Below are 20,386 nucleotides of genomic sequence, written 5' to 3' on the forward strand. Positions count from 1 at the left end.
TCGCCGCGACCATGCCCCCATGAATCGCATACCAGCCCTCTGGGCGGCCGCGTACGGGTCGCAGACCCCCCGCCTCCGCCGCTACCTCGCCCGTCGCGCGGTCCAACTCGCCGCGTTCATCAAGGCTCTCGCACTGGCCGAGCATCGCCCCTTCACCAGCCTCTGACCCATCGGCGCCTCCGCATGGCTGGCGCGGGACCACGCATGGCATTATCTTGAAACGATCATTTCAAGATTGGGCCCCGCTCCAGTCGCCGACCAGGAGGAACGAAGCGCCATGACCACCCTGAACGCCGAACTGCGCACCTTCTACGAAGCACGTCAGCAGCAGATCCCCGCCGAGATCCGGGAGATCATGCAGCGGGCTGGCCAGGAACTCGCCGACTCCGGCCAGGCCGACAACGCCCTGGCCGTCGGTGCGCAGGCCCCTCGCTTCGACCTCCCCACCGCGACCGGACAGACCCTGGCCCTCGACGACCTGCTAGCTGACGGCCCGGTCGTGCTGACTTTCTACCGGGGCGCGTGGTGCCCGTACTGCAACATCGCGCTGCGCTCACTCCAGCAGCACCACGAGGCCATCACCGCCCGCGGCGCCCGCCTGGTGGCCGTCTCCCCCCAGATCCCCGACGAGTCCCTCACTCTGACCGAGAAGCACGGCCTCGCCTTCGAGGTCCTCAGTGATATCGGCTCCGACACCGCCAAGCAGTACGGGCTCGCCTTCGACCTCCCCGATGACCTCGCAGCGGTGTACGACAAGCTCGGTTTCGACCTCCAGCGCGTCAATGACGGCCATCCGCGTACGCTCCCGCTGCCCGCGACCTACGTCATCGACCGCGATGGAGCGATCCGCTGGGCCTTCGTCGACACGGACTACACCACCCGCGCGGAACCGGCCGACATCATCGCCGTCCTCGACGCAATGAGCTGATCGCCATCTCCATCAGTTTTCGCAGCCCATCGGCCATCTACGCATAGCGGTTCGTACTGAGGCTGCGGATCTTGCCCTCGGCCGTTGCGACGCTGGCGTTGTCGGGCGCCGAGGTAAGGTGCCCAGCTGGTGAACAGGGGCAGGTCCTCGTCGGCGACGGACGTGAGGCTCGCGAGGATGGCGCCGTTGCAGGCGAGCAGTAACGACGACTTGCCGTCAGTGCGGCTGAAAGCGCGTGAGTTCGCAGCACATCCCGGTCCCCGACGGCTGGGATGACCATCCCTGCGCCTACTTGCTGTTCGGCCCTCCGTATGAGGACCTTGCCGCCGAAGCGCGCGAACGCGGCTGGCGTGTGGCGCACCTGCCCGGCGCGCATCTTCATCAGATCGTCGATCCTGCCGGCACAGCCCGGCACCTCGTCGAACTCGCCACCACATCTTGATCCATTTCCGTGACGCCCTCCATGCAGTCTGCGTGAGCGGCTGACAGGTAGGTGCGCGACCTGGCCTCTTTGGAGTGAATGCGCGGCTCCGTCCGCCCGGCGACGGCAGGGTTTGTGCGTCGATCACGGTCATGTCGGAGGCCGCGCTGCTTGATCACGCTCTGCCGCGGCTGGTCGCATTTCATCTCGGTCCTGCACCACTCTGAAGGACACAGGGCGCTCTGGAGCTTCCGTGAGAAAGACGCGCCTCGCTGGTCTCGATCTCGTACATGGCCTGGGCGGTCAAGCGTGTTCACCTCCGCGATGGCGGCGCACGCGGACCAGCTGCGCGAGACGCTGCTCCAACCGTGCGGCGGGCAGCTCCAGGACGACGGCGAACTCATCTTCTCCGACGTGGCCGAGGGAGGCGCGCGGGCCCGCCCACGCGGTGAGCCGCACGGCGGTCGCGGCCAGGACGGCGTCTCCGGCCGGGTGCCCGAAGCCGTCGCTCACGGCCTTGAAGTGGTCCTGGTCGACGATGACCACGGCCGTGTCGTCGCCGTGGCGGGCCAGGAGCCGGTGGGCGCGGGCGGTGTCGGAGTCGCGGCGCAGCAGGCCGGTCAGCGGGTCGCGGCGGGTGGCGGCGAGCTGCCTGTGCAGCGTGACCGCGTGGACTGCCCAGCCGGTCAACGGCAGGGCAGCGGTCGTCAGTAAGAGGGTGCGCTGGCCGAACCGGCCCTGGACGCGCAGGAGGGACGACATACTCGGGTTCTTCGTCTCGTCTCGTATGGGATGGACGGGCCGGGACAGTCGTCGAAGCCGGTCAAGCAGAGCGGCTGTCCCAGGGCAGAGCTACAGCTCGAAGGGGCTGGGGTTGAGCCAGCTGTACGGGCTCCTCCAGGGGCCGGCAGTCGCGGCGGGCCAGTCGAGCTCCCAGCCGGGCCGGTATCCGCTTTTGCCGTTCGTTCACTGGTCCTGCTAGATGCCGAAGATCTACCGAGACGACTGCCCAGTGCCAATCTTCGCGCCGAACAGCATGCCCGCCCAGGAGTACAACAAGGTCGCTACCGCGCTCGGCTTCAACCGCCGCGCCTGACCTTTCCCTCGGGAAACAAGACGGCAGGAACGCAAAAAGGGCCCATTCACCGCAGCTCGCGGCGACCGGGCCCTTGTCTCCTTACGATGTTCGAGCGAGTCGAACGACTTGGAAACTCTTGTTTCCAGACCCTGGGACGCGTGAGGACCCCTACCCCTTTGGCGACACGGGCCCTCATTCGCACCGCACTGCACCGCACCGAGGTCATGCTGCCCAGGTTGCAGGGGCGCCTTCGTCAGGGTTGGGGATGCTGGCGGCGGTCACCAGGGCGGCCGGGTGCCGCATGGCCGTGATCGGGACCGCGCCGGGTTCAGTGCTGGGTGCCCAGACCATTGCCAGGTGTCGTCCCACTCGCATCCGCAGCCGTGGTCCGGGTGCTTGTGGCCAGGGTTTGCCGTTGACCGTCGACCACTTCCTGAGCAACTACATCGAGCCGGAGAGGCGGCTGTTCCACACAGATTGATCACTCACCGTCCCGGCCGACGAGCGGAGCCTGGCCGTCCCCGTGGACGAGTAGCGCCGCCTGCACCCGGTTCTCCAGGCCGAGGCGGGTGAGGATGCGGTTGACGCGGCTCTTCACGGTGGCCTCGCTCAGGCCCAGGGCGGCGGCGATCCGTGCGTTGGACAGGCCGCGCCCGACCAGTACCAGAACCTCCAGTTCGCGGGCGGTCAGCAGGCGCGACAGCTCGGTCCGGTCCGGCCGGGCGGCCGGGGGAGGCCCGGGCAGCAGTCCGGCGGGCAGGGCGGTGACGGTGTCGATCAGGCGGCGGGTGATGTCCGGGGCGAGCACGGCTTCCCCGGCCGCGACCGCGCGTACGGCCTCGGCCAGCCGGTCGGGCGGGCTGTTCTTCAGCAGGAACCCAGCGGCGCCCGCCCGCAGCGCGGCATGCACGTACTCGTCCAGGTCAAACGTGGTGAGGACCAGGACCCGCGGCGCCGGTCCCGGCCCGGGCCAGCAGCCGGTGATGCGCCGGGTGGCCTCGACACCGGTCGTGCCGGGCATGCGGATGTCCATCAGCACGACGTCGGGCCGCAGTTCGGCCGCCCGGGCGACCGCCTGCTCCCCGTCGCCCGCCTCGCCGACGACCATCAGCCCCTCGCGGCGGTCGATGACCAGCCGCAGCGCGGTCCGTACCATCTCCTGGTCGTCGGCCACGAGTACCCGTACCGTCATACGGCCACCTCTGCGGCTCGCGGCGCCCGCGCCCGCAGGACGGCATACAGCCGCCAGCCGCCGCCCTCGCACACCCCGGCCGTCACCTCGCCGTCGAACGCCGCCACGCGTTCGCGCATGCCCACCAGCCCGCGCCCGCTGCCGGGGACGGGCTGGTGGCCCGGGGCGGCCGGACCGTTCACCACCTCGACGGTGAGGCGCGAGGCGTCGCCGCGCACGGTGACGCGTACGCCCACGGGACCGGCGTGCTTGACGACGTTCGTCAGGGCCTCCTGGACGATCCGGTAGGCCGATACCCGCATCCCCGGGGACGGCGCGCTCTCCGCCCCCGGCTCCACCCGGCTCGTCACCCGGCAGCCCGCCGCGGTGGCCATGTCCAGGAGCGGGCCGAGGTGGTCGAGGGACGGTTCGGGTGCGAGCCGCTGGTCACGGAAGGACAGCAGCCCGAGCAGTCGCCGCATCTCGACGAGCGCGGTGTCGGCGCTCCGCGCGATGAGTCCGACGCCCTCCACCACCGCCGTGTCGGGGAGCGGCCCGGTGGCCAGGACGTCCTCGGCGGCCCGCGCCTGCACGGCGATGGCGCTCACATGGTGGGCCACCACATCGTGCAGGTCACGGGCGATACGGGCGCGTTCGGCGACCACCGCCTGGCGGGCGTTGCGCTCCTGCTCGGCGGCCAGCCGCCGGTTGAGATCGCGCAGCCGGTCGGCGTCAGCCCCGATCCTGCGTCTGCCGTACCCCAACGTCCAGGCCAGACCGAGGAAGAAGACGAACGTCGTAGCGCTGATCGGCTCCAGCGAACCGAGGCTCGGCGGCTGCCGCCAGTGCCCGGTGAGGGCATCGGCGGTGAGCGCCGAGACGAGGCACAGCACCGCCCCCGGCAGGCTCACGCGGGCACGGACGTGTCCGGCCAGGGCGTACACGCCGAGCATGAGCAGGAACGGGCCCGGCACCTTCCCGGCGATCGGGGAGGTCGCCTGGAAGGCCGCGTACATTACGGTCATCGCCGCCAGCGCGAGGCAAGGGTGCGTCCGCCGCCACAGCAGGGGCACGGTCTGCGCCCCCCACAGGACAACGCCCCAGGCGGCGGGTTCCGGGGCGCGGTGTACCACGGTGGCCACGTCGAACAACGTCAGCCCACCGCCGAGCGCGGCGTCCGCCGCCCGCGGTCGGCAGGCGATCCAGCGCCGCGCGGCTCGTGGCGCGGCCTTCAAGTCAGTGACCATCTTGGTCGGTCAGGCTAGACGACCCGGGAGCGCGGCGGATCATCCTCCGGTCGGGCACCGAAAGTTCCGCGCCCGCGACCGGAGTTCGTCACACCGGCCGAGGCGCGACGACACCCCCTCTCCCTAGCGTCGTCCCCTGTGAAGAATCACCCGATACTGAAGAATCACCTGATACGGCAGTACGGCCTGCTGGTCCTCGGCGCGGGGACGATGCTGTTCGCGGTGGGCGGCCGGTGGGACATCGCGGCGGCGGCCTGGCTCTACCCCGTGCTCCTGCTGCGGTTCGCACGACTTGGCCGCGCCTGGTCAGGACCGCTGTGGCTCTGGGCGGCGCATGCCGCCGCGGCCGTCTTCTGGGTACAGGAGTCGAAGATCGGCTTCAACTCCGTGGTCGTCGCGGGCGCCACCGCGCTCGCCGCCCTGCAGACGCTGCCGTACCTGGCCGACCGGCTCCTGGCGAGCCGCCTGCGCCCCGCGCTCGCCACCCTGGCCTTCCCCGCCAGTGTGGCGGCCACCGAGTACCTGATCACCGTAGTCTCCCCGTGCGGCACGGCCTACGGCTCCCTTGCCGTCACCCAGCACGGCGACCTGCCCCTCCTCCAACTCGTCTCGGTGACAGGCCCGTGGGGGATCGGGTTCCTGATCGGTTACGTCGCCGCCGCCGTCAACGGAATCTGGGAACGCTGGGAACGCTGGGAACGCTGGGAACGCCCTTCGTGGCGCGCCGGCCTGCTGTACGCAGCCCTCCTGCCAGCCCTCGTCCTCGCCGCCGGCGGCGCCCGGCTCGCGCTCACCCCGCCCACGAGCCTGACCGTACGCATCGCGGGCGTGAGCCCCACCTCGGCCGTGACGCAGCACCTCAAGACGGTACTGAGCCGGTACGCCGACACCCCGGCCGGCGTCGCCACCGCCCCCGCCGCACAGGTGCAGCCCGCGATGACGGCCGTCGAGGACGACCTGCTGACCGCCACCCGGCGCGAGGCCGCCGCCGGGGCGAAGATCGTCGTCTGGCCCGAGGAGGCCGTCCGCACCCAGGAGTCGCACGAGGCCGCCACCGTGGCCGCCGCACAGGCCGAGGCCCGCCGCTCGGGCGTCTACCTGGAGATCGGCGTCCGCGTCCACACCGCCACCGCACCCGCGTACGGCCGCAACGAGGCGATCCTCACGGACTTCCCCGCCATGATGCGGGTCCGCGCCGACATCATGCTCGTCCCCTCCCACGACTGGCGCGAGTTCGGCGCCCCGCACACCGCCAAGGCGGCCCTGCGCGCCGTCGAGTCCGGCTACGCCTTGGTCCGCCAGGACGCGGAGGGCGTCTCCACCGCCTACGACAACCAGGGCCACGTCCTCGCCACGGCGGACTACTTCACCTCCGGCGGCCGCCAGACCATGGTCGCCTACATCCCGACCCGCGGCACCACCACGCTCTACGACCGCATCGGCGACACCTTCGCCTGGCTGTGCCTGACGCTCTTGGCTGCCTTGACGGCACTGGCCGCCCGGCGCCCGCTGAAGTAGCGGCAGCGGCCCGGACCGCGCTGCCATTCCATAGGCGGTCGTTAAGGCAACCACATTGGGGGTTTTACCCTGGACACTCCCGGCGCCTGCCGAGCGCGATCAGACGTTGATCAATCGCAACCTCAACGGCTGTACTGATGTCCGAGGCCGGGGACAGAGGTCAGGCGAGCGACGCCCGTGGCGGCTTCCAGTTCTTCTCTCAGCTTCTGGTTTTCCAGGGTGATGCGCTGGATGTGGCAGGCGGTGAGTGTGAGGGTCTCGGTGAGCTCGCGGTTGCGACGTTTGAGCTTGGCGTTTCGGGCGACGAGCCTGTCGTAGTGGCTCGGTTCGCTTGGGGCTCCTGGCGTCGGCGGTGCTGACCGGAGGGCGACGATCTCCTGTGCGATGGCGGGGAAGTGGCGGCGGAAGGTCGTGTTGCTCATGCCGAACTTGCTGGCCAGAGCCAGGACGCTCGGCTGGGTGCCGTTGTCGCCCGCTCGCTGGCGGAGTTCTTTCAGGGCCGCCCGGACTCGGGATTCGGAGGGGGAGTCGACGCGGCGGGTCATGCGGTCTCCGGGGTGCTGGTGTTGCGAGTGAGGAACGCTGTGATCTCGGCCCGTCGTGACTCGAGCCGGTGCTGCATGAGGGGCGGCAGCGGCGGCCGTGCCGCCAGGCGCTGGTCGATGCGGTCGAGTCTGACCGCCAGGCTTGGGTGTTGCTGCTCGTCAGAGCGACGTTCCGGCAGGCGAGGGGCTGGCATTCGCCGTGATCGGGCAGCCCTTCGGAGCGGCCTCTGCGGGCTCGTTCGCAGAGTGCCTTGCTGTGGTCGTGGACGCAGGTGATGTAGGTGCCGGGATAGACGGCAGGGTCTTCCCGTCCCATGATCCGTTTCAGGCGCCGTTCGTCAGAGACGACGATTCCTTGGAAGCGGGCCCGGTGGCCGAAGCCTTCGAGGCGGCGGGCCGCTTCGGCGGCGGCCGGCCCGGTCAGCTCGGTGTGTTCGTGGGCATCGACCATGGCGAGGTAGTGCTCACCGCGGGCAAGAGCTTGTTCGCTCTCGACTTCCGCGCGAAATCCGGAATCGCTGGTACCGGCATGCAGGGCTCCGGCGATCGAGCCGCCCGGCCGACGAGCGATGAACCAGGCCAGGGTTCGCCGGAAGTGTCATCAGCCGGAATATCCGGCCGTTGACGGCCGGGATGCCGTCGGCGCGTCCGTGCTGCTCGCAGTAGGCGTTCGCCCAGGCGACGAAGTGGTTGAGATTCTCGTTGGTGGTGCTGTTGAGCATGGCGGTTGCGTCGCGGACACGGCGGCGGGTTCCGTAGCCGTGCGGGAGCCGGGTGAACAGGATGTCGGTGCCGGGCGGCTGGAGCGCTTCCATGACCGCGATGGCTCGTGCGACGGGTTCGCCGACGTCCAGGTCGCCGACACTCCTCTCGGGTCGTCCTCGCCTTTGAAGGCGATTCCGTCGACCTTCCAGCGGTAGGGACGTCCCTCGGGGTCCCGCTCGGTCCGCAGGCAGCCGCGTCGAAGCTCTTCGACCTCTGAGTCACGCATCCCACTCAAGTACGCGATCACGGCATAGGCGGCAGCCTGGAGATGCCGGGCCAGAACGGCGAGGCTGTTGGGCTGCTCGGGGTGCGTGACGATGTCGCCGGTCCATGGCCCGCCGTCGAGCGAGCCGCGGATCGGAATGTTGAAGGCGGCGCTCTCGCTGACCCCGACCTTGGCCTCGGCCTGGTCGATGAGCACCTGGTAGGCGGGTTCGTCCAGGGACCTTCGGCTGCATCCGATCTGCTGGGCGAGGACTTTGCGGTTAGGGACCCCCCGCCAGCCCGGCAGCGGCCGGCCGCTGGTGACGTACGTTTCCAGATGATCGGAGATCGCCTGATGCAGTGTGCCGGTGGAGCTGTGGAATTTCCGGACCGGAGGCCGCTGGTAGACCCCGACGAACCGGGTCTTCCTCCACTGCTGGTCGGCGGCGATGATGTCAGGGCCGAAGAGGTCAATGAACCGTAGCGCCCAGACGAACAGCGGTCCGAGAACCTCTTAGGGAATCCGGCTGGTGCGGTTCTCGCCCCGCCTTTGTCCGCCAGCATCGGGTTCGCCCCACCCATCGATGTGAACGGGGTCGAAGGGCAGCCAGTCGCTGAGGTTGTGCCGCCAGCGCCAGAACAATCGGACTTTCGCCCGACAGGTTTCCCGCTGTGTCGCCGCATTGGGGAACAGCCCGACCAGGTGCCGCTGGTAGGCGAGAAGGTCGGCCCCGGTCAGAGTGGCCAGCCTCTGGCATCGGGGCTCGGCCTGGCTGTCCAGCCAGGTCAGGAAGCGGAAGAGTTCGGTGGACGCGTACCGTACCCCCTCAACCTTGCAGCGCTTCTCTCCTTGCGGGAGGGGCCCGAACAGCATGGCGTAAGCCAGCTGCTTGGCGACCGGCCGGAACCGGACCGGGAAGCGGTTGAAGTTCAGGATCAGGTTGCAGCCGCTGCTCTTGCGGCGGCCGTACGATCGCCACTCAGGGCGGCCCCCGGCACCTGGCCGACGAACTGGAAGCAGCCTGGGACACGTGGCTGGATCTGGGCCAACCCGCCCTGTACGACTTCGGGATGACCGTCACCGACAGCGGCACCACCCAGTACATGTGGGTCAACGACGCCGACAGCGGACCTCGCTGGCCCACACCTGAAATCACCCGCCACCGGTGACGTGTGCGCCGATCACCGCACCCCACGCCGGGGGTTCACCAGACCGCCCAGGGACCGGTGCAAGCCACTTTAGTGACGGGTCGCCAAGCTCACGAAGGAGTTGACCCGATGCCCGGGTCTGCCCGCGCGGCCGCTCTGCCTGGGAGCTGTCCTGCCTCCCAAGGTGCGGACCTCAGGGGGCGATTGGAAACCAAGCGGCAGTTTCTCGCGAACCTGCGTACGGAGGATCCGGAACGCAGGCGGCGGGCCATGGAGCTCATCTCCCCGCACCGCCCGGCCGACGCCACCGAAGCCGAGCCCATCTCCTATGCGGACCTGTGCACGGCGCTGGAGGACCCCAGCACCCTGCGGACCGTGCAGACCAAGGCCGCCGAGCTTCAGGCCGCCACGGAGCAACGCCTCAGACAGGCGGCCGAAGCGCTCGCCCACGGCGACACCACCGCAGCGCCGCCACAGCATGCCTCCTGGCCGAGCGGCCAGCAGCCCCACGCCCCGGCCGCTCCACCACAGCAAGGACCGCGCCCGTAGAAGCACCGACCGCCACCGGGCAGCACACCCCGGCTCACTGCGTCCATCCTCCGTGGAGCCCGCCTGGTGCCGCGGCCGGGACACCGTCGGGGCGCCCACCCTGCTGGTTGGTCTTGACGATGGTGTTCTTCGAAGCCGGCGTCTCCGGGGTGTCGCGCACGGACTGTACGGACGTGGCCCGGTCTGCGCAGCGCCGATCGGCCGGAGTACCACCGCCGCGTTGAGGATGGCAAGGGCAGCGCGAGGTCCATGGACGCGAGCGCGCGGTGCCGGCCCGCGAGAGGGCACACCCCGGTGACCGGCGCGGAAACACGATTCCGGGGTTCTGCGAGGCACAGGAGCGCCATTCCGCTGTCATCGGCTGGCGCCCTCGGGCCACAGCACCCGCACCGGGACGCCGATCCGTTCGGCGTACGCCACCACGTCCGCGGTGCCTCCGTATCCCCGCGCCGGTTTCCCGTCCCAGACGGCGATCAGCTCGTCCACCAGGCCGACGAGGATCTCGGATCCGGCCTGATGGGCTGAGGCAGTCGACTCGGTGATGCCGGTGTGGTGGACGTCCGCCGCGCGGGAGAGCAGCTTGTCGTAGACGGCGTGGTGCCAGCCGGGCAGACCCTGGCGGTAGGTGGTGGCCGGGATGACGACCTCAAGGCGGCCGCCGTGGTGCAGGACGGTGTCGGCGAACCAGGAGTCGGGGCCGTCGGCGAGGCACGAGACGCCGACGAGTCCGGCCGCCTCGTATGTCCCGACCTGGTCGGCCAGGAGAGCCCGCACCTGCTTTGCGACCTGCGTGCTCAGTCCGCGGTGCCCGGTGATACCCACCCTCATGCGGATCGTCCTCCCTACAGGTAGACGCCGTGCAGGCGTTCGTCGAAGTCCCGCACCACCTTGGGCGGTGAGCTGGTGGTGAGGCTGCGGCGCAGATGGCGGGCACGTTCCACGGTCCGGCCGGACCGGTAGCGCAGGCCGGCCTCGAGCGCGCGGGAGGCGAGGGCGAACGCGGCCTCCACCCGCCCGCCGGCGAGATGACCGGCTGCGATGTCGAGCACCGCGCGTAGTTTCGCATGCCCGGTGCTCAGGGCCTCCACGTCCTCGGCATGCACCCAGTCCGGCAGCCCCAGGCGCGCGCCGCAGGTGACACGGCAGGCGGCCACCTTGTCCGGGGTGAAGGAGAACACCCACGGCCACGGTGGCGGCTCCTCGTCGGCTGTCAGCGCATGTGCCGCTGCGCGCGATGCGGTCAGGGCCTGGTCGGCACTGCGCCGGTCGCCGGCTGCCGCGTGCCCGAGGGCTTCGACGCTCAGCAGCCACGCGTCGGCGACGGCCGGGCGCGTCTCGCCCAGCACCCGGCGGGCGCGGCGGGCGAGGTTCAACGCCTGCACACCGTTGCCGGCATGGGCCTCGAACTGGGCGAGCGTGCCTGTCTGGTAGGCGGCCAGGAGCGGGTTGCGGGCGGCCTTCGCGGCTTTGACGGCTGCGCCGTACCAGGAGCGGGCAGAGCCGTGGTTGCCCTTGTCCCACGCGAGCCAGCCCGCGAAGGAGGCGGCCTCGCTGCCCACGGCGGCCAGCCGCGCCCGGTCCGCATCCTGGGCCGCGGTGCGGGTGATGGTCTGGATGAGCCGGATATGGCCGTCGATCGCGTCGGAGAGGTCCCGGGAAGGGGTGGTGGCATCGAGTCTGCGGTAGGCACTCGTGGTCAGCCGCAGCGCGGTGGCCTGCCCGCCTATCGTGTCGTGCGTGTCCGGCACGGCGGCCAGAACGGGGGCTGCCATCGCGGCGAGGGCGCCACCGAGGACGGTGCGTCGGTGCATGGGAGCGTCGTCTCTCACCTGACCCTGCGCCGTGCGCCCGTCCGCCAGACCACCAGCCCGGGCGGGATCTGAAGATGGACAGCCGCCGTGGCCAGGACGTCGGTGCTGTAGGAGGCTTGGTCGCGTTTTTCCAGACGGGAGACGGCCGACTGGGACATGCCCAGGGCCTGCCCCAGTGCCGCCTGCGTCATCTGCCATCCCCTGCGGGCCAGCTCGATGACGCGTCCGTAGTCCCCAGCTCGTGAGGCGTCCCGGATCGGTCCTGCCTGGAAGTCCACGACGTCCCCCACGCTACGTTTCCCTGCGGCGTTCGATGCCTGCTCGTACCCGCTTAGCGCGTAGCCCTATGCGCACGCCGCATGGGTGATGGTCCCACAGCACAAGTGATCGTTGACTGGATGACAGCCCAACCAGCGCCGCACCAAGGCCGGGTTGCGGCCCGGTGGTCGTCCCCGCACCCCCGTCGGGGACGACCACGTCACACCGACCGCGAGCGCGAGGCGACAAATCATGACGATGCGCAGAACGACTGGCCACCTGCCGCCGCTGGTGGACGCCCCGACGATCAACCTGGACGCCATCCTCGACGGCAGCGAGAAGATCACCAAAGCCTCGGCTGGAACGGGTCGACCTGGACGAGGGCGCGGAACGGCAGAGCGTCCCCCGCGCCCGCCGGCGACGGATCCGCAGCGAGAAGCGCATCGCGTGACTGCCGGGCTGCGGTCCCTGCCGCTCGCGCCGCCGCCCGTTCACCATCGGATACCTCTCCTCCCTGATCGGCCCGTCGCGGAAGCACCGCCGCGTCGACAATCGAGTCGGCTACTGGACCCCAGACGGGCTCTCCCGGCTCGCCGTGCTGACCGGCCGGAGCACGTCCACCCTGATCCGCGCCATACCGCCGCTCGGCTGGATCGGCGACCCGCTCCGGCACCTTCGATCCGCCACAGAGGAAGTCGTCGAACCGCGGCGCCGCCCGGCCTGCCGCCTCTGCAAGGCCCGTCGGCACATCCGCGGTCTCGTCGTCCGCAGCACACCGCACCACGAAGGCGTCTGCCACCGGCATCACCGCTGGCTCCTCAGCGATGAACAGCAGGACCTGACACGGTTGCCCGAGGTCCTGCGGGCCAACCTCCGGCACCAGCGGATCGTCCGGCGAGGCCCCCATCCCTCCACCGCGCTGGCCTATATCGAGGCCCGAGACCGAGCAGCGGTGAGTCCCTGCGGCAAAGCTGGAACCGACGACTCGACGTGCTGGGCGAGGACCCGTTCGGTGATCCCCTCCGTCCCTCCGAGGCCCGGATCGAGCTGGCCACCTACCCGGAAGCCGTCGTTCTCACCGGCCTGTTCTCTGCGCCCTATTGGCGAGACCACCCCCAGTTAGCGGCCGAGGCAGCACACCGGCTCGGCATCGCCCCGCAGCAACCCCTCTCTGCTGCGACCCTCGTGCGGACAGGGCCGCCCCGGCCTTGATAGAACGGGCCCCATGAGTTCGAACGACGAAAAGATCGTGCAGGCCGAGCGCCACTTCGGCGTTCGATTTCCCGCGGACTATCGGCACTTTCTGGCCGCGGAAGGGAGCATGAGCCAGTTCATTCTTCCTGCGGACGACTTCCTGATGATCAATGCCGTCGCGGAGCTCATCGAAGTCAATGAGGCCGGCGAGTTCCAGAAGCGTTTCCCCGGGAGCGTCGTGATCGGCGGGGACGGAAGCCGCGAAATGCTCACCTACGACTTCCGGCAGACACCCCCGCCGCTGGTCCTGCTCGATGTCTCCGCTCAGGACTGGTCATCCGCCGTCCATCAGGCGATGTCGCTCTCTGCCCTGCTCGAGCAGTTCCCCGAAACCGGCTGGAAATGGGACGAACCTGATTCGTCGCCTTCCTGACTGGTCTCGACGGAATTGGTGCTGCCAGCTCTCAATCACGAAGTCGGCCATCGGCGTGGTCCAGAAACTGCCACCTTCACTGCGAATCATGGGACCAGGAGTCTCACCACCCTGACGGAGTCCAGCTCAGGGCTGCCCTCCCTCGCCATGATCGGTGAGACGAGCACTCGCCTCCGTCCACGGCCCTCCCGAGACTCCTTGTTGCACCTGTCCCGAGTCTCCGACTCAACCTGTCAGCCCGCAGGTCAGCGGCCCTGTCTCTGCAAGGTCTTGTCCTGTGGATCAGGCTGCGTACCCTCGGTTGCGTGCCTCGCCATTCGAAGAAGCCCCGCCGACTGGTCACCGACGAGCGCGTGTACATGTGGACGATGCGCCACAGTCACCGAAGTGACCACGATGGCCGGTCCGTGGACTGCCGCCAAATCCTCACTCTGTCCCCGCAGCCGGCCGGCGCCGGCGGCCGGCTGCAAATTGTCTTTGTCGACGGGCCTGGCCGGTACATCCCGGGCGGGGCCCCCTTCGGCTCCGGGGACGTGGGCTTCACCCAGAGGGCAGGGGCAGACCTGAACCTGCACGAGCCAGGCGCCGTCCGGGCTCTGCTCGACGTGGCGCTGGCCCGTGGGTGGCAGCCGGGGGAGCGGCGGGCAGTGGAGGTCGACGGCTGGCTGCTGCTGGAGGCGGCGGCCGCCGCCCGAGCTGGGGACGCCGACCCCGAGAGCCCGTAAGGGGCGACAACTCTTCACCTCGTTTCATGAATCCTTCGACCAGCCCACCGTACGTCGAGGAAACTTCGGTGAGACTGGTCAAACGCCGTTGAGACGGGACGCCTGCGGAAGCCACAGGTGATCAGGCAGTGATCATCAGAACCAAGAGGACCGACAGGGTGCCGGCTGTGAGCGCCACGCCGACGACGGCGAAGACCAGGTAGATCGATGGGTTGTCCCAGCCTCGGATCTCGAAGCGGCTGGGGTTCCCCTCGTCGTAAAGGACCGTGACGGAGTTGCCGATGCCGTAGCCGTGGAGAACTGTGCCGCGGCCGAAGCTGGAGGGGTACGTGCAGTCGCGGCCGTCCCGGGTCGTCCAGGCCACGACGGGGTGGTGGTACTTGCCTCCGTCGTCGTCTCGCCTGGTGTCGTGACGCACGACTCGGCCTACCGCAGTAGTTCCGGTACGTCGCAGCGCTCTGGTGCGGCGCCGTCCATAAAGGCCAGCACAGAGGAAGCTCACGCCGATCACCATCGGTATGAGTGAGAAGAGCCAATCACGTTCCATATGGTGTCCGACGTGCAAGTGACGACATTGGTTGCCAGGACAGGCGTGCCCGCCTCGGTTGGACCGACGGAACGTGAGCAAGGTCTTAGCCGCAGGTCAGGGCGGCGTCATGGCATGCGGCTGCAGGATGTCGGGCGGTCCGTCGGCGCGACCTGCCCGTGGAGGCCTCCGGTAGGCCGACCGTGCCCATACCTCCGGTGCTGATGGCGTCCCTCAGCCGGTGCGGTCGGCAACCGTCGTGCCGTCATCGTTCACTACACCGTCGGGCGGCCACGCCCGACGGTGCGCTGGAGCATGCGCAAACGCCTTGCCGAAAGGTGGCGGGGCGCGTGAAAGAGGGCCGGCTGTCAGTCCTTGAGCTTGTATTCGCAGGGCTTGGCCGACTTGCGGTCTTGGTTGTCAGCGACCTGCTTGCCGTCGACCTTGATCGTGCACGGGGCCGGCTTGAGCATCCCGTCCGGGTCCTGGACCGAACCGGGCACCACCGACACCGTGACGCCGACCTTCAGCTCGGCACCCTCCCACTGCATGGATTCCGTTTTCGTCCAGGGCAGCGTCACCTCCTCGAAGTGGTCGGTGTTCCCGATCCAGATGACCTTGGCCGCGCCCGTGCCGCCCACCTCAAAGACCACCTGGTGCCAAGCACCCTTCTTCCCCGAGGACGAGTTCTCTGCCTTGTCGGTCGCCGAGGCGCTCGGTGAGGCCTCGCCCGCCTTGGCCGAGCCGCCGTCCCTCTTCTCACTGCTGCACCCGGTCACCAGGGCCGCCGCCGCGAGCAGACTGATGGCGAGGGTTGCTGTTTTGCGTATGTGCGTACTTCCCCGTTGCTGAATTGATCGGTGCTGGTGCAATGAAAGACCGTAGATCATGACGCCGCACGGGAGGAGAACTGCCCGAAGGGCGTCGGACAAGCACCGCCCCGCATTAAAGCGCGTCGCGGCCCGTAGCTCACGCGGATGCAGACGCCGGCGCTGCAGTCAGCGGCGGCCGCTGGCCGATCGATCACGGCGTACGAAAGCACATCCGCCGCTATCGGTGTCGTCCCGCTGCCGTTTTTGGGCTCAGCCTTGCTGGCCGCTCAGGGGCAAGCGGGGGGAGGGTTCGATGTCCGTGTGTGTGGCTGAGCAGGTAGAGCGCCGCTTGGAGGATGAGCGCGACGCGGTGCTTGGGCGGGGTGTCGATCAGGCCGTGACAGATGTCGTTGCGCAGGTTGATGCCGCGGTCGGAGTCGACGAGGAGAAGCTCCAGAGCGCGGCTCCAGTCCGCCGGATAGCCGGCGTCCGGCATGCTGCGTATGAGCCCGCCCAACTGGTCGACCGTTAACGCTTGGAGGGGGGTTTGTTGGTGTAACGGGTGTTTGTTGGCCTGGGGTGTTGTGGGTTCGCTGAAAAGCCGGGTGGGTGGTTGGGGCTGGGGTTATGTGTTGTGTGTGGAGTGTGGCGGGGCGGGTTGTAGGTAGTTCTGGCGTGTAATGGCTCGTTTGGTGTTTGTGCTGGTCAGAGCTGTTTTGCCTGGTCGGTGGGGTGGGGGTTAGCGCTGGCTGTGTGTTGTTCGGCGAAGTGGTCGAGTCGTACGGCGTCGAGGGCGGTTTTGGTGATGCGTTCGGTGCCGTCGCCGATGGCGGTGATGGCGGCTTGGCGGATGAGCCTGTGAGGGATCCGCAGTCGACGAGGGTGGCGCGGCCGGCGAGCTGGGCACCGCGGGTGCCGGTGAACAGGGGGGTGTCGGTGACGTTGATGCCGGCGTAGACGAGGGTCGCGGGGAGGCGTTCGGTGAGGTCTTTGATCGGGTCGGCGGTTTGGGCGCCGGTGGTGGTGCGGGGGTTGAGGCGGTGCATTTCGTCGATGAGGACGAGTTGGACGCCCGCTTGGGTGTAGGTGTGGCAGACGGCGTCGGTGATCTGGGTCTGGGTCATGCGGGTGGTGGTGGGGATGCCGAGGTAGCGGGCGAATTCGGGTGATGAGGGTTTTCGCGGTGGCGCCGGGCGGGACGAGGACGTAGGCGACGGGTGCTGTGACGTGGGCTGATCCGGGCGGCGTGGGGTTTTTGCGGGTGTGGGCGAGGTGGCAGGCACGGCCGACATGGAGGAGGGCGGTCGTCTCTCCGGCCGCGGCGGGTCCGGTGACGATCAGGGAGGGCCGTGCGGTGGTCTGCTGGTGACCGCCGAGGATCATCAGTGTGCGGACCTGGGTGGCGAGTTGGCTGATGGCGGGGGTGCGGATGGTGACGAAGCTGGAGTGGTAGGCGAGGCGTTCGTCGGTGCTGCGGGGCGGGTGGGTCAGTGGTGGCGAAGCGGTGCCAGCCCTGCCAGGTGGTCAGGGGCCAGGACGGCTCGGCCGTGTTGTCACTGCCCGCATCGGCGGGTGCGCTGCTTGGACGATGCGCTGTGGGGCGGGGGCGGGGGCGGGGGTTCACCACTTGTCGGCTTCCTCGTAGGCGTCGTAGAGCCCGAATCCGGCGCCCGGGTTGGGGCTGAGGTCGTCGTAGGGCGCGCCGTCGAGGTCGTCGATGCTGTCACCTTCGCTGTTGGCGCCTTGGCCGTCGTTGTCGCTGTGCTGCGCCGGTTCGTCGGTGGTGGGTCCGGTGTCGTGTTGCGGATGCCGGGCGGCGGGGATGGGCGCTGTGGTGGCGCGGGCGAGGAGAGCTTGTTCCGTTTTGGCGGCGTGGCCGCTGTGGACGCGGCGCATGAGCTGATCGAGGGCGTCGACGAGGTGTGCTTCGTGCTGCTGGCTGTCGTCGTGGTTGCTGTGCCGGGCGTGGGTGCGAATGTGCGCTGCCAGGTGTGGTCGTTGAACGGCTGGTGGACGTGGTCGCGGTGGATCCAGGGGATTTCGGTGAGTTCGCTGTCGGTGAGGCGGATCCAGATCTGGCGGACGTCGTGGGGGTTGTAGTGGATCTCCCATTTCCCGCCCCGGCCGGCGACAGGGGAGGCCTGGCCGCGGTAGGGGGCGAGGAAGTCGGCGTCGTAGGTGTGGTGGTGGATGGTGATGCCGGCGGGGGTGATGGCCTGCCAGCGCACGGGCAGCAGTTCGAGGTAGTCGCGGCCGGTGAGCGGGACGGGCACATGTCCGGCGACGGCGACGAGCGCGGCCCACGGATCCACACGTCGCTAAACCGTTCGTGCATCAGGGTCTCCCACCCCACGCAAGCGGGCATGTCGTCGCGTAACACAACCGCGATCACGCCCCCCATCAGCCGGCCTCCCGTACCGCTACCTGCGAGTACTGGCCAGAAAGCGCGCCTCGCCCACCCGGACGAATGCGGCTGGCACCAGCCCAGCTCACATCTCACCGGCGCGCCCGGACCGGGGCATCAAAACGGCTATCGCGCGCGGCCCTTGAGTTCTACGTTGCCGGGCATGAGCACGCAGGCTTTCAAGGGCGCCCTATCTTCTGCCGCTGTTCCACGCGATCGAGCAGGCCCGTGGTGAGCACGCCTACCGGCAGCTGCCCGCGCCCGCACAGGCCAAGCAGCTTTGCTTCGACGACGCCCCGCTGGGCCCGTACTCCGCCGCGCATGTGATCCAGCACTCCTACTCCGCCGGCCGCCATCCGGGCCCGGGTCGCCGCCGTGGTCGACATAGCGCTGGCGGCCGTCGACATCGCCGCGACCGTGTTCGTGATGAACAGCGGCGGCCGGTTCCACCGTCGGCAAGCCCGCGCCACCTCGCCTCTGGCCCGGCGCCGCCACCACGAGCCAGGCCTTGACGAACAGATCGTGGCCGCCGCGTACTGCATACATCAGCAAGCCGAAGACGCTGCGCGGCCTACTGCCCGCCTACCACCTCTACACCGCCCGCTGGTATGTCGTCTCAGTTGGAGTGCAGGCTCTGGGCTTGTAACACCGCTCTGACCTGTGTCGATGCCGGAAGTGACAAAATCCCGCACCGCACCCGCGCACCGTGTCCGGGCCAGGCCGGCGTGCATTGCGGCTCGAAGCGCCTGCTGGCAGGAGCACGAGACGTCTGATCCTGCAGCGCCCGCTGCTTGGAACTCAGCAGCGGATCCGCACCGGTGGTGCCCTGACGCTCGGCGATGAGCATCAGCAGCGAGGGTGTGAGTGAACGCTCGGCGGCCCTGACGTCGGCCACCGAAGGCTGTGTGATTCGAGTGCCTGCCAAGCCTCTCGCGGAAGCGGTTACACCGACTGCCGTACCGATTTCACCCGATTGCACTGGGTGAGCTGGCTCGGTGCCACGGACACGTGAAGCTGATTGCGGTACAGCCTGACGGAAGGCGAGAACAAAATGAGTGCGGTCCATGGCATACGACGCCACAGACGGCGTCTTCACGGTGCGGCGGCTGGATTCGCCGTCACAGTCCTGTGCGCGGTCCCGGCGGCATCGGCATCGGTTTCAGCGGAAGACGGGGCAGGCGGCGTCAAGCCCACCATCGTGCTGGTACATGGTGCCTTCGCCGACGGGTCCAGCTGGAACGGGGTGATCACGCGCCTGCAGCAGGCGGGGTATCCGGTCATCGCTCCGGCGAACCCGCTGCGTGGACTGGCCAGTGACGCCGCGTACATCCACAGCGTGCTGAAGAGCGTGGATGGACCGGTCGTGCTCGTCGGTCACTCCTACGGCGGCTCCGTTATCAGCGAAGCTGCTGTCGGTGACGCCCATGTCAAGGCGTTGGTCTACGTCGCCGCCTTCGCCCCCGCTGAGGGGGAGAGTTCTTTGGAGCTGTCCAACAAGTTCCCCGGGAGCAGTCTCGGCCCCACCCTCAAGAACGTGCCCTTCCCCCTTCCGAGTGGGGGCACTGGCACCGACCAGTACATCAAGTCCGACAGGTTCCACGACCAGTTCGCCGCCGACGTGCCCAGTTCGGTGACCGACCTGATGGCCGCCACCCAGCGTCCCGTGGCCGCCTCGGCCCTGCAGGAGAAGGCCACCAAGGCCGCCTGGAAGACCATCCCCTCCTGGACTCTGATCACGACCGAGGACCGCAACATCCCGCCGGCCTCACAACGCTTCATGGCCCAGCGCGCCCATGCCCACACCGTCGAGGTCAAAGCGTCCCACGCTGTCGCGGTATCCCAGCCGGGCGCGGTCACTCGCCTGATCGAGCAGGCCTCCCGGGTCACCGGTACCACGACGACCGCGGCCGACCCTTCCGGCCCGACCCTCGCGAACACCGGCTCAGGGCGGCAGACCACGCACGCCATCACCCTCGGCAGCGTAGCCGCCGTGTCGGTGGCCGCAGGCTCGGTCGTCCTCCTCCTCGGTCGCCGGTGGCGATCGGAGAACAGCGGTCGCTGAGGCACTACTACGGCCCCGCCCGCCGTTCGGGGACGGCTTGGTCTCGCTCCGTCGACCGCGTCGTCTCCTTCAATGGCCACAGCCAGCCCCTTGCCGGCAGACACAGGGAGTAGCGAGCGGCTGTCGGGCGCCGGGCAGCAGACCCACAGAGCGCCACCAGCGCCTGGAGACGTTCGTCCCTGTCCCGGGGACCTGCGGGCCGCACGTAGGGCTTCGACCACCGGGTCGGCAGCGTCGCGCTTCCGCAGCTGACGCGATCGGGCCCGGCTGTCAGTGGCAGCCGCGGGTTCGACGCGGCTTGGGCCAGATCGGCATCACCGACCGGGACTGCAACCTCCCGCACCGCGCCTCCCCATCGACTAATGGTCAGGATGCTGGAGATCTGCCCGGGATCCGAGGGGATCGTGACCGCCAAGGGATTCGGCACCGCGGTGTCAGGGCGCAGGGTGAGGCCGCTGTGCAGGAACTGCTAGGTGTCGGCCGGCCCGAGTCTGAGGGCCCGGGCGGCGGCCGTTCCTTTGCGGTCCTGGGCGAAAGCGAGCAAGACCATGCGGCTGGCAGGGTCGGCCGAGGCTTGGCCTGTGTC

Annotated in this window: 25 protein-coding genes and 2 pseudogenes; 11 read left to right on the plus strand and 16 right to left on the minus strand. The window is 69.1% G+C overall.

Going from position 1 to position 20,386, the window contains the following annotated elements:
• The first annotated feature begins 19 nt into the window (after window positions 1–19).
• The 3 genes from IG05_RS48215 to IG05_RS44430 all read left to right on the plus strand — a co-directional run bounded on the left by IG05_RS48215 (window position 20) and on the right by IG05_RS44430 (window position 1,370).
• The gene (locus IG05_RS48215; protein WP_199808222.1) at window positions 20–166 is read left to right on the plus strand and encodes a hypothetical protein; all 147 of its coding nucleotides are present in this window, start codon (window positions 20–22) and stop codon (window positions 164–166) included.
• Window positions 167–277: 111 nt separating this feature from the next.
• Entirely contained in the window at window positions 278–928 is a 651-nt protein-coding gene (locus tag IG05_RS0101375) for a peroxiredoxin-like family protein (protein ID WP_030338454.1), read from the plus strand.
• A 235-nt stretch (window positions 929–1,163) separates the two neighbouring features.
• Window positions 1,164–1,370: a hypothetical protein gene (locus tag IG05_RS44430; RefSeq protein WP_234335721.1), complete on the plus strand. Its 207-nt coding sequence runs from the start codon at window positions 1,164–1,166 to the stop codon at window positions 1,368–1,370.
• Between the two features lie 282 nt (window positions 1,371–1,652).
• Here the strand turns inward: IG05_RS44430 and IG05_RS41785 are convergent, their stop codons facing one another.
• The 3 genes from IG05_RS41785 to IG05_RS0101395 form a co-directional block, all read right to left on the minus strand.
• Entirely contained in the window at window positions 1,653–2,111 is a 459-nt protein-coding gene (locus IG05_RS41785; RefSeq protein ID WP_234335722.1) for a GGDEF domain-containing protein, read from the minus strand.
• A 797-nt stretch (window positions 2,112–2,908) separates the two neighbouring features.
• Window positions 2,909–3,619 carry a response regulator transcription factor gene (locus tag IG05_RS0101390; RefSeq protein WP_030338457.1) on the minus strand — a complete coding sequence of 237 codons (711 nt, stop codon included), beginning with the start codon at window positions 3,617–3,619 and terminating at the stop codon, window positions 2,909–2,911.
• The gene (locus tag IG05_RS0101395) at window positions 3,616–4,845 is read right to left on the minus strand and encodes a histidine kinase (RefSeq protein WP_030338458.1); all 1,230 of its coding nucleotides are present in this window, start codon (window positions 4,843–4,845) and stop codon (window positions 3,616–3,618) included. The genes IG05_RS0101390 and IG05_RS0101395 overlap by 4 nt, the downstream gene beginning before the upstream one ends.
• 138 nt (window positions 4,846–4,983) lie before the next feature.
• Here IG05_RS0101395 and IG05_RS0101400 point away from each other — a divergent pair, with 138 nt between their 5' ends.
• Complete coding sequence (locus IG05_RS0101400; protein WP_234335724.1) at window positions 4,984–6,363, plus strand: nitrilase; 1,380 nt, start codon at window positions 4,984–4,986, stop codon at window positions 6,361–6,363.
• Window positions 6,364–6,485: 122 nt separating this feature from the next.
• Here IG05_RS0101400 and IG05_RS47555 read toward each other — a convergent pair whose 3' ends face one another.
• The gene (locus tag IG05_RS47555; protein WP_030338460.1) at window positions 6,486–6,908 is read right to left on the minus strand and encodes a hypothetical protein; all 423 of its coding nucleotides are present in this window, start codon (window positions 6,906–6,908) and stop codon (window positions 6,486–6,488) included.
• A gap of 256 nt (window positions 6,909–7,164) precedes the next feature.
• Between IG05_RS47555 and IG05_RS47560 the strand changes: the two genes are divergently transcribed.
• Entirely contained in the window at window positions 7,165–7,533 is a 369-nt protein-coding gene (locus IG05_RS47560) for a hypothetical protein (protein ID WP_158838714.1), read from the plus strand.
• A 25-nt stretch (window positions 7,534–7,558) separates the two neighbouring features.
• Window positions 7,559–7,828: a hypothetical protein gene (locus tag IG05_RS47565; protein WP_158838716.1), complete on the plus strand. Its 270-nt coding sequence runs from the start codon at window positions 7,559–7,561 to the stop codon at window positions 7,826–7,828.
• Between the two features lie 563 nt (window positions 7,829–8,391).
• Here the strand turns inward: IG05_RS47565 and IG05_RS0101425 are convergent.
• Complete coding sequence (locus IG05_RS0101425) at window positions 8,392–8,751, minus strand: hypothetical protein (RefSeq protein ID WP_030338462.1); 360 nt, start codon at window positions 8,749–8,751, stop codon at window positions 8,392–8,394.
• A gap of 545 nt (window positions 8,752–9,296) precedes the next feature.
• Here IG05_RS0101425 and IG05_RS0101430 point away from each other — a divergent pair.
• On the plus strand, window positions 9,297–9,575 hold the full coding sequence (locus IG05_RS0101430) for a hypothetical protein (protein ID WP_030338463.1): 279 nt from the start codon (window positions 9,297–9,299) through the stop codon (window positions 9,573–9,575).
• A 354-nt stretch (window positions 9,576–9,929) separates the two neighbouring features.
• On the opposite strand, the gene IG05_RS0101435 is transcribed toward IG05_RS0101430, so the two are convergent.
• From IG05_RS0101435 to IG05_RS47570, 4 genes are all read right to left on the minus strand, one after another.
• Window positions 9,930–10,403 (minus strand): hypothetical protein, encoded by a 474-nt coding sequence (locus IG05_RS0101435; protein WP_030338464.1) that lies wholly within the window; start codon window positions 10,401–10,403, stop codon window positions 9,930–9,932.
• A 14-nt stretch (window positions 10,404–10,417) separates the two neighbouring features.
• On the minus strand, window positions 10,418–11,386 hold the full coding sequence (locus IG05_RS0101440; RefSeq protein ID WP_030338465.1) for a hypothetical protein: 969 nt from the start codon (window positions 11,384–11,386) through the stop codon (window positions 10,418–10,420).
• Between the two features lie 14 nt (window positions 11,387–11,400).
• A complete protein-coding gene (locus IG05_RS48920) occupies window positions 11,401–11,676 on the minus strand; it encodes a helix-turn-helix domain-containing protein (protein ID WP_030338466.1) in 276 nt (91 codons plus the stop codon).
• Window positions 11,677–11,987: 311 nt separating this feature from the next.
• Window positions 11,988–12,551, minus strand: a complete 564-nt coding sequence (locus tag IG05_RS47570; RefSeq protein WP_030338467.1) for a hypothetical protein — start codon at window positions 12,549–12,551, stop codon at window positions 11,988–11,990.
• 318 nt (window positions 12,552–12,869) lie between these two features.
• Between IG05_RS47570 and IG05_RS0101455 the strand changes: the two genes are divergently transcribed.
• Both IG05_RS0101455 and IG05_RS50190 read left to right on the plus strand, forming a co-directional pair.
• Entirely contained in the window at window positions 12,870–13,271 is a 402-nt protein-coding gene (locus IG05_RS0101455; protein ID WP_030338468.1) for an SMI1/KNR4 family protein, read from the plus strand.
• 533 nt (window positions 13,272–13,804) lie between these two features.
• Window positions 13,805–13,996, plus strand: a complete 192-nt coding sequence (locus tag IG05_RS50190; protein WP_324604979.1) for a hypothetical protein — start codon at window positions 13,805–13,807, stop codon at window positions 13,994–13,996.
• 121 nt (window positions 13,997–14,117) lie between these two features.
• Here IG05_RS50190 and IG05_RS0101470 read toward each other — a convergent pair whose 3' ends face one another.
• The 5 genes and pseudogenes from IG05_RS0101470 to IG05_RS48925 form a co-directional block, all read right to left on the minus strand.
• Complete coding sequence (locus IG05_RS0101470; RefSeq protein ID WP_030338470.1) at window positions 14,118–14,414, minus strand: DUF3592 domain-containing protein; 297 nt, start codon at window positions 14,412–14,414, stop codon at window positions 14,118–14,120.
• A 476-nt stretch (window positions 14,415–14,890) separates the two neighbouring features.
• Window positions 14,891–15,412 (minus strand): hypothetical protein, encoded by a 522-nt coding sequence (locus tag IG05_RS47575; protein WP_158838720.1) that lies wholly within the window; start codon window positions 15,410–15,412, stop codon window positions 14,891–14,893.
• 160 nt (window positions 15,413–15,572) lie between these two features.
• Window positions 15,573–15,830 (minus strand): DUF4209 domain-containing protein, encoded by a 258-nt coding sequence (locus IG05_RS50445; protein ID WP_158838722.1) that lies wholly within the window; start codon window positions 15,828–15,830, stop codon window positions 15,573–15,575.
• Window positions 15,831–16,332: 502 nt separating this feature from the next.
• Window positions 16,333–16,626: pseudogene (locus IG05_RS50450) on the minus strand (hypothetical protein); the annotation flags it as partial.
• 328 nt (window positions 16,627–16,954) lie between these two features.
• Window positions 16,955–17,230: a hypothetical protein gene (locus IG05_RS48925; protein WP_030338474.1), complete on the minus strand. Its 276-nt coding sequence runs from the start codon at window positions 17,228–17,230 to the stop codon at window positions 16,955–16,957.
• On the opposite strand from IG05_RS48925, the gene IG05_RS48930 reads away from it, so the two are divergent.
• Window positions 17,207–17,434 (plus strand): hypothetical protein, encoded by a 228-nt coding sequence (locus tag IG05_RS48930; RefSeq protein WP_234335741.1) that lies wholly within the window; start codon window positions 17,207–17,209, stop codon window positions 17,432–17,434. The genes IG05_RS48925 and IG05_RS48930 overlap by 24 nt on opposite strands.
• A gap of 11 nt (window positions 17,435–17,445) precedes the next feature.
• Here the strand turns inward: IG05_RS48930 and IG05_RS50195 are convergent.
• Together IG05_RS50195 and IG05_RS47580 are read right to left on the minus strand one after the other, a co-directional pair.
• Window positions 17,446–17,646, minus strand: a pseudogene (locus IG05_RS50195) (hypothetical protein); the annotation flags it as partial.
• Window positions 17,647–18,354: 708 nt separating this feature from the next.
• Window positions 18,355–18,633, minus strand: a complete 279-nt coding sequence (locus tag IG05_RS47580) for a hypothetical protein (protein ID WP_158838724.1) — start codon at window positions 18,631–18,633, stop codon at window positions 18,355–18,357.
• Between the two features lie 156 nt (window positions 18,634–18,789).
• On the opposite strand from IG05_RS47580, the gene IG05_RS41790 reads away from it, so the two are divergent.
• Window positions 18,790–19,800, plus strand: a complete 1,011-nt coding sequence (locus tag IG05_RS41790) for an alpha/beta fold hydrolase (protein WP_078893812.1) — start codon at window positions 18,790–18,792, stop codon at window positions 19,798–19,800.
• The last annotated feature ends 586 nt before the right edge of the window (window positions 19,801–20,386 follow it).

The sequence above is a fragment of the Streptomyces sp. NRRL S-1022 genome (genome assembly GCF_000720135.1).
Lineage (GTDB): Bacteria > Actinomycetota > Actinomycetes > Streptomycetales > Streptomycetaceae > Streptomyces.